The sequence below is a fragment of the Kitasatospora sp. MY 5-36 genome, from assembly GCF_001182915.1.
Classification (GTDB): domain Bacteria; phylum Actinomycetota; class Actinomycetes; order Streptomycetales; family Streptomycetaceae; genus Kitasatospora.
In genome coordinates, this window is the sequence record NZ_LFVW01000519.1 from 1 (window position 1) to 6,106 (window position 6,106).

The 6,106-nt window shown below is 74.7% G+C and carries 5 protein-coding genes; 2 read left to right on the forward strand and 3 right to left on the reverse strand.

The annotated features are described in order from the left end of the window. Positions 1-90: 90 nt before the first annotated feature. Together pgm and AE652_RS28925 are read right to left on the reverse strand one after the other, a co-directional pair. Complete coding sequence (gene pgm, locus AE652_RS28920; protein ID WP_049656775.1) at positions 91-1,731, reverse strand: phosphoglucomutase (alpha-D-glucose-1,6-bisphosphate-dependent); 1,641 nt, start codon at positions 1,729-1,731, stop codon at positions 91-93. A gap of 144 nt (positions 1,732-1,875) precedes the next feature. After that, positions 1,876-2,175: a YciI family protein gene (locus tag AE652_RS28925; RefSeq protein WP_049656776.1), complete on the reverse strand. Its 300-nt coding sequence runs from the start codon at positions 2,173-2,175 to the stop codon at positions 1,876-1,878. Between the two features lie 252 nt (positions 2,176-2,427). On the opposite strand from AE652_RS28925, the gene AE652_RS28930 reads away from it, so the two are divergent. Both AE652_RS28930 and AE652_RS28935 read left to right on the forward strand, forming a co-directional pair. Further along, the gene (locus tag AE652_RS28930; RefSeq protein WP_049656779.1) at positions 2,428-2,760 is read left to right on the forward strand and encodes a hypothetical protein; all 333 of its coding nucleotides are present in this window, start codon (positions 2,428-2,430) and stop codon (positions 2,758-2,760) included. A gap of 63 nt (positions 2,761-2,823) precedes the next feature. After that, positions 2,824-4,350, forward strand: coding sequence for an FAD-binding protein (locus AE652_RS28935; protein WP_049656781.1), 1,527 nt, complete (start codon positions 2,824-2,826; stop codon positions 4,348-4,350). Between the two features lie 68 nt (positions 4,351-4,418). On the opposite strand, the gene AE652_RS28940 is transcribed toward AE652_RS28935, so the two are convergent. After that, on the reverse strand, positions 4,419-5,927 hold the full coding sequence (locus AE652_RS28940) for a multicopper oxidase family protein (protein ID WP_049656783.1): 1,509 nt from the start codon (positions 5,925-5,927) through the stop codon (positions 4,419-4,421). Positions 5,928-6,106 lie beyond the last annotated feature (179 nt).

The window sequence follows — 6,106 nt, forward strand, 5'->3', positions numbered from 1 at the left end:
CGTCCCGCGCCTGAGGGACGACCTGCGCCCGGGCAGAAGCCCGTGCCCCGGTCCGGCAGGCCGCCGGACCGGGGCACGGGCGTACCGGGTTCAGCCCCGCAGGACCTCGCCGACCAGGGCGCGGGCCTCGTCCTGCACCCGGGCGAGGTGCTCGTCGCCGTGGAAGGACTCGGCGTAGATCTTGTACACGTCCTCGGTGCCCGAGGGCCGGGCCGCGAACCAGGCGTTCTCCGTACAGACCTTGATGCCGCCGATCAGGGCGCCGTTGCCGGGGGCCTTGGCGAGGACGGCGGTGATCTTCTCCCCGGCGATCTCGCCGGCGCCGACCCGCTCCGGGGAGAGCCGGGCCAGGCGGGCCTTCTGCTCGCGGTCGGCGGGGGCGTCCACCCGGGCGTAGGAGGGGGCGCCGTGGCGCTCGGTCAGGTCGCGGTAGCGGGCGCTGGGGGTCTCGCCGGTGACGGCGGTGATCTCGGCGGCCAGCAGGGCGAGCAGGATGCCGTCCTTGTCGGTGGTCCACACCCCGCCGTCGCGGCGCAGGAAGGAGGCGCCGGCACTCTCCTCGCCGCCGAAGCCGATCGAGCCCTCCAGCAGGCCGTCGACGAACCACTTGAAGCCGACCGGGACCTCCACCAGGGCGCGGCCGAGGTCGGCGGCGACGCGGTCGAGCATCGAGGAGGAGACCAGGGTCTTGCCGACGCCCGCGTCGCCGGGCCAGTCGGCGCGGTGGCGGTAGAGGTAGTCGACGGCCACCGCCAGGTAGTGGTTGGGGTTCATCAGGCCGCCGTCGGGGGTGACGATGCCGTGCCGGTCGGCGTCGGCGTCGTTGCCGGTGGCGATGGCGTACTCGTCCTTGCGGCCGATGAGGGAGGCCATCGCGGCCGGGGAGGAGCAGTCCATGCGGATCTTCCCGTCCCAGTCCAGCGTCATGAACCGCCAGGTCGGGTCGGTCCGCGGGTTGACGACGGTCAGGTCCAGGCGGTGGGTCTCGGCGATCCGCGCCCAGTAGGCCACCGACGCGCCGCCCAGCGGGTCGGCGCCGATGCGCAGGCCCGCCTCCCGCACCGCGTCCAGGTCCAGGACGGAGGGCAGGTCCTCGACGTAGGCGGTGAGGTAGTCGTGGCGCCCGGTGGTGGCGGCGGCCAGCGCCCGCGCGTAGGGGACCTTCCTGACGCCGCGCATGCCCTCGCGGATCAGCTCGTTGGCGCGGTCCTGGATCCGGTTGGTGGCCTGCGAGCCGGCCGGCCCGCCGCTGGGCGGGTTGTACTTGAAGCCGCCGTCGCGCGGCGGGTTGTGCGAGGGGGTGACCACGATGCCGTCGGCGAGCGCGCGCGGGCTGCGCCGGTTGTGGGCGAGGATCGCGTGCGAGACCGCCGGGGTGGGGGTGTAGCCGTCGGCGGCGTCGATCAGCACGTGCACGCCGTTGGCGGCCAGCACCTCCAGGGCGGTGGCCTTGGCCGGCTCGGAGAGGGCGTGGGTGTCCGCGCCCAGGAACACCGGTCCCGCGACGCCCTGTTCGGCCCGGTACTCGCAGATCGCCTGCGTGGTCGCGGCGATGTGGTCCTCGTTGAAGGCCCCGTCCAGCGACGAGCCCCGGTGCCCCGAGGTCCCGAACGCCACCCGCTGCCCGGGCTCCTGCGGATCCGGGTTCAGCGCGTAGTACGCCGTCACCAGCCGCGCCACGTCCACCAGGTCACCGGGCTGCGCCGGCTGCCCGGCCCGTGCGTGTGCCATCCGTCTTCTCCCGCCGAAAGTCGGTACTCGCGATACGTCCTCGCCCCGTGTTCACCGATCGTAGCCAGAACGCGACCGTGCCCCGAACCGCGCGAACGGCCCGGGGCACCACGGACGGACGGGGACCAACGGGGGCGCAGGGCCTCAGCCGGGCAGCCGCTGGCGGTGGGCCGCCAGCTCCGGGGCGGTGGTGGTGGCGAGGAACTCCGTCACCCGGTACTGCGTCAACCCGGCCCGCACGAACGGGTCGGTGGCCACCAGCGCCTCGATCCGGGCCCGGTCCCCGCCCACCGCGAGGATCACCCCGCCGTCGCGCGGCACCTTGCGCCCCGAGGCGAGGAAGGTGCCCGCCGCGTAGTGCTCCTCGAGCCACGCGATGTGCCGCGGCAGCGCCTCCTCGATCGACTCCAGGGCGGCGGTGTACGTCAACTCCAGTACGAACATGGCGCCCAGGCTAGCGTCCGCCACCGCGCCCGGAGGGTGCCGACCCCCATCCTGCCAGCTCAGGGCAACGCTCCGGTAGGACGCAGCACACCCTTCTTGCGCCTTGCCGCGCCCCGCCCCGCACCCGCAGACTCGTGCGCATCCCACCGCGAACCCCGCGCCCACCGCCCTGCCCAGGGCGGGAGGCGCGCACGGCGTGCTGCCCGCACGCGGCGGGAGGCAGCTCACGAACGGCGAAGGGGGACACGCGACATGAACGAGGACCTGGTGCTGAGGGCACGGGTGCGGCTGCTGCTGAACGACGACTGGATCCTGTCCGGCGAGGACGCGCTGTGGGTCTACCGCACGCTGTTCGCGGTCAACCCGCGCGTCCACGCCCACCGGCTCGTCCACGCCCTGCTGGACGCGGTCCGCTCCCCGCTGGTGGCCGACCTGCCCCGGGCCCGGCTGGCCCTGCTGGAGGAGGCCGCGACGGCCACCGCCTGGATGGACAACGACCGGGACCCGTACCGGCCGATGCTCGTCAACGCCGTGTTCCACCGCCTCACCGCCCTGCGCGAACAGCTGGACGGTGCGGGGCAGTAGGTGATCACCCGATGGTTGCGGTACAACAATCCCTATTTGACGACTGATCGGAGAAATTCTGATATGAGCAGGTCAGGACTGTCACGCCGCGCCCTCCTCGCCTCGGCCGGCGCCGGCGCCGTCAGCGCCGTCATCGGCTGGAACACCGCCACCGCCGCCTGGGCCACCGAAACCGACACCGACGCCGGGACCGGGACGGCCACGGGCGCCGACATCGCCCGACTGCCCGCCCTGGACGGCACGGTGACCCTCCAGGGCGCCGGCCTGGAACGCTTCGCCACCGACTTCGGCCACCTCGTCACCGCCACCCCCCGGGCCGTCCTGCGCCCCGGCTCGGTACGCGACGTGCAGCAGCTGGTCGCCTTCGCCCGCCGCCACCGCATCCCGGTGGCCGTCAACGGCCAGAGCGGCGACCTCGCCCAGCTCGGCGAGGCCGGCCTGGAGTCGCACTCCAGCTACGGCCAGGCCAACCCCCGCGGCGGCGTCGCCATCGACGCCCGCGGCCTGTCCAAGGTCCTGTCCGTGCGCCCCGGGCGCGCCGTCGTCGAGGCCGGGGCCACCTGGGCGCAGGTCACCGAGGCGGGCCTGGCCGCGGGCTGGGTGCCGCCGGTGCTCACCGACTACCTGCACCTGACGGTAGGCGGCACGCTGAGCGTCGGCGGCATCGGCGGCGGCGTCCAGCGCCACGGCATGCAGGTCGACAACGTGCTGGAACTGGACGTCGTCACCGGCACCGGCGAACTGGTCACCGCCTCCCCCACCCGCAACCGGGAACTGTTCGAGGCCGTGCTGGCCGGCGGCGGCCAGGTCGCCGTCATCGTGCGCGCCACCCTCGCCCTGGTGAAGGTCCGCGAACGCGCCCACGTCTTCTCGCTGTACTACGACGACCTGGACGCCTACCTCGCCGACCAGCAGAAGGTCATGGCCGAGCGCCGCTTCGACCTCCAGGTCGGCGACGTGGTGCGCAGCGAGGACGGTTCGCGCTGGCGGTACAAGGCGGAGCTGGTGGCGTTCGCGGACGCCGGGGGCGCGGTGGACCGGGCGGCGCTGCTGGCGGGGCTGCGCCCGGTGACGAGCGAGGTGGTGGAGCAGAGCTGGCGGGAGTACGCGTTCCGGGTGGACGGCTTCGCCGGGTACCTGCGCGCGTCGGGGCTGTGGGCGCTGCCCAAGCCGTGGCTGAGCGTGTTCCTGCCGGCGTCCGCGGCGCGGGCGTTCATGGCGCGGGCCGCGGAGGTGCTGACCGCCGCCGACCTGGGGGCGGGGCTGCTGCTGTTCTACCCGTACCAGCGCTCGAAGGTGCGGGCGCCGCTGGCGGTGCTGCCCGGGCAGGAGGTGGGCTGGCACTTCGACCTGCTGGCGTTCCCGGGGCCGGGCTCGGACACGGCGGCGATGCTGGAGCGCAACCGGCGGCTGTACGACCTGGCGGTGGAGCTGGGCGGCAAGCGGTACCTGATCGGGGCGGTGCCGGGGATGACGGGGGCGGACTGGCGGCGCCACTACGGGGGGCTGTGGGAGACGGTGGCGCGGGCCAAGCGCCGCTGGGACCCGGCGGGGATCCTGACGCCGGGGCAGGGCATCCACGCGTCCTGACCGCTCCCCCGGTCCCGGGGCCGCCCGTGTCCGGCGCGACGTCGGCGGGCGGCCCCGGGACCGGGGTGTCAGGCGATCTCCATCTGGGCCATCATGCCCATCGCGGAGTGGTCCAGCAGGTGGCAGTGGTAGGGGTAGCGGCCGCGGTAGGAGTCGAAGGTGGCCTGCAGGCGCACGCTCTCGCCGGGCATCAGGCGCACGGTGTCCTTGAGGCCGCCCTCCTCGGGGCCGGGGGGTGCGCCGTTGCGCTGCAGGACGCGGAACTGCACCAGGTGCAGGTGGAAGTTGTGCGGGATGTCGGTGTTGGCGTTGTGGACCGTCCAGATCTCCGAGGTGCCGAAGGCGACGGCGGCGTCGACGCGGGCGGGGTCGTACTGCCGGCCGTCGATCAGGCCGAGCGGGGCCACGCCGGCGCCGCCCTCCTCGACCTTCAGCACGATGGTGCGCTCGCGGGCCACCGGGCCCAGCGGGGGCAGGGTGCGCAGCCGGTCGGGGACGCTGGAGGGGTCGGGGGCGGGGCGGCCGACGTCGAAGCGCAGGACCTGGCCGATGTGTTCGGCGGGGCCGGGCGGCATGGAGTTGGTGAGCACGACGCTGGTGCCGGGGCGGTAGCGGGAGAAGTCGATGACGACGTCGGCGCGCTCGCCGGGTGACAGGTCGACGGTGTCGGTGGTGTGGGGGCGTTCCAGCAGGCCGCCGTCGGAGCCGATCTGGGTGATGGGGCCGCCGTCGGCCAGGCGCAGGGAGAAGAAGCGCAGGTTGGAGGAGTTGAGCAGGCGGATGCGGTAGCGGCGGGCGGCGACGTCGACCTTGGGCCAGGGGCGGCCGTTGGCGAGGACGGTGGCGCGGCCCTCGGCGTCGTCCATTCGGTAGACGAGGTTGCCGGCGGTGTCGAAGCGGGCGTCGCGCAGGGCGATGGGCAGGTCGTAGCGGCCGGCGGGCAGCGGCAGGGAGGCCTCGGTGGCGTCGGTGAGCAGGTAGGTGCCGGCCAGGCCGCGGTAGACGTGCTCGGACTCCAGGTGGTGGGCGTGGTCGTGGAACCACAGGCTCGCGTGGGGCTGGTCGTTGGGGTAGGTGTAGGTGCGGGTGGCGCCGGCGCCCAGCAGGTTCATCGGGCCGCCGTCGCTGTCGACGGGGACGGCGGAGCCGTGCAGGTGGACGGAGACCGGGTCGTCGAGCAGGTTGGTCTGGCGGACGACCACCGGGCGCCCGGAGCGGGCGCGGATGACGGGGCCGGGGAAGGCGCCGTTGTAGGTGAGGACCTCGGTGCGGCGGCCGGGCAGGACGCGGGCGTAGGAGCGCAGCATGGTCACCGCGTAGGTGTCGGCGCCGCCGTCGGTGGAGACGGGGCTGAGCACCGGGGGCAGCGGCAGGGCGGTGGTGAACTTCTCCGCGAGCGCGGGGCCGGCGTCGGGGCCGGGGTCGGGGGCGGCGGCCGGGTGGGCGTGGCCGGCGTCCTTGGCGGCGGCGGCCGCGGTGGTGGCGGCGGAGGGGGCCGGGCGCAGCGTGGTGCGCACGAGCAGGACTCCTCCCCCGGTCGCCAGGGCGGCGCCGATCATCCTGCGTCTGGTCACCATCGCGTCGTTCCTCCCGCGTGAGCTCCCCCGGCCTCGCCCGGGTGGGGTGGGGCGGCCTTGTCCGGGGGTGATTGCAGCAGCGGCGGCTCGGGTCCCGGTGGGGTCCGGCTGGGGCCGTACGGGGTGGTGCGGGGGGCGGTGCGGGAGTGCCTGCGGCGGGGGCCGGGGCGGGGCGGGTG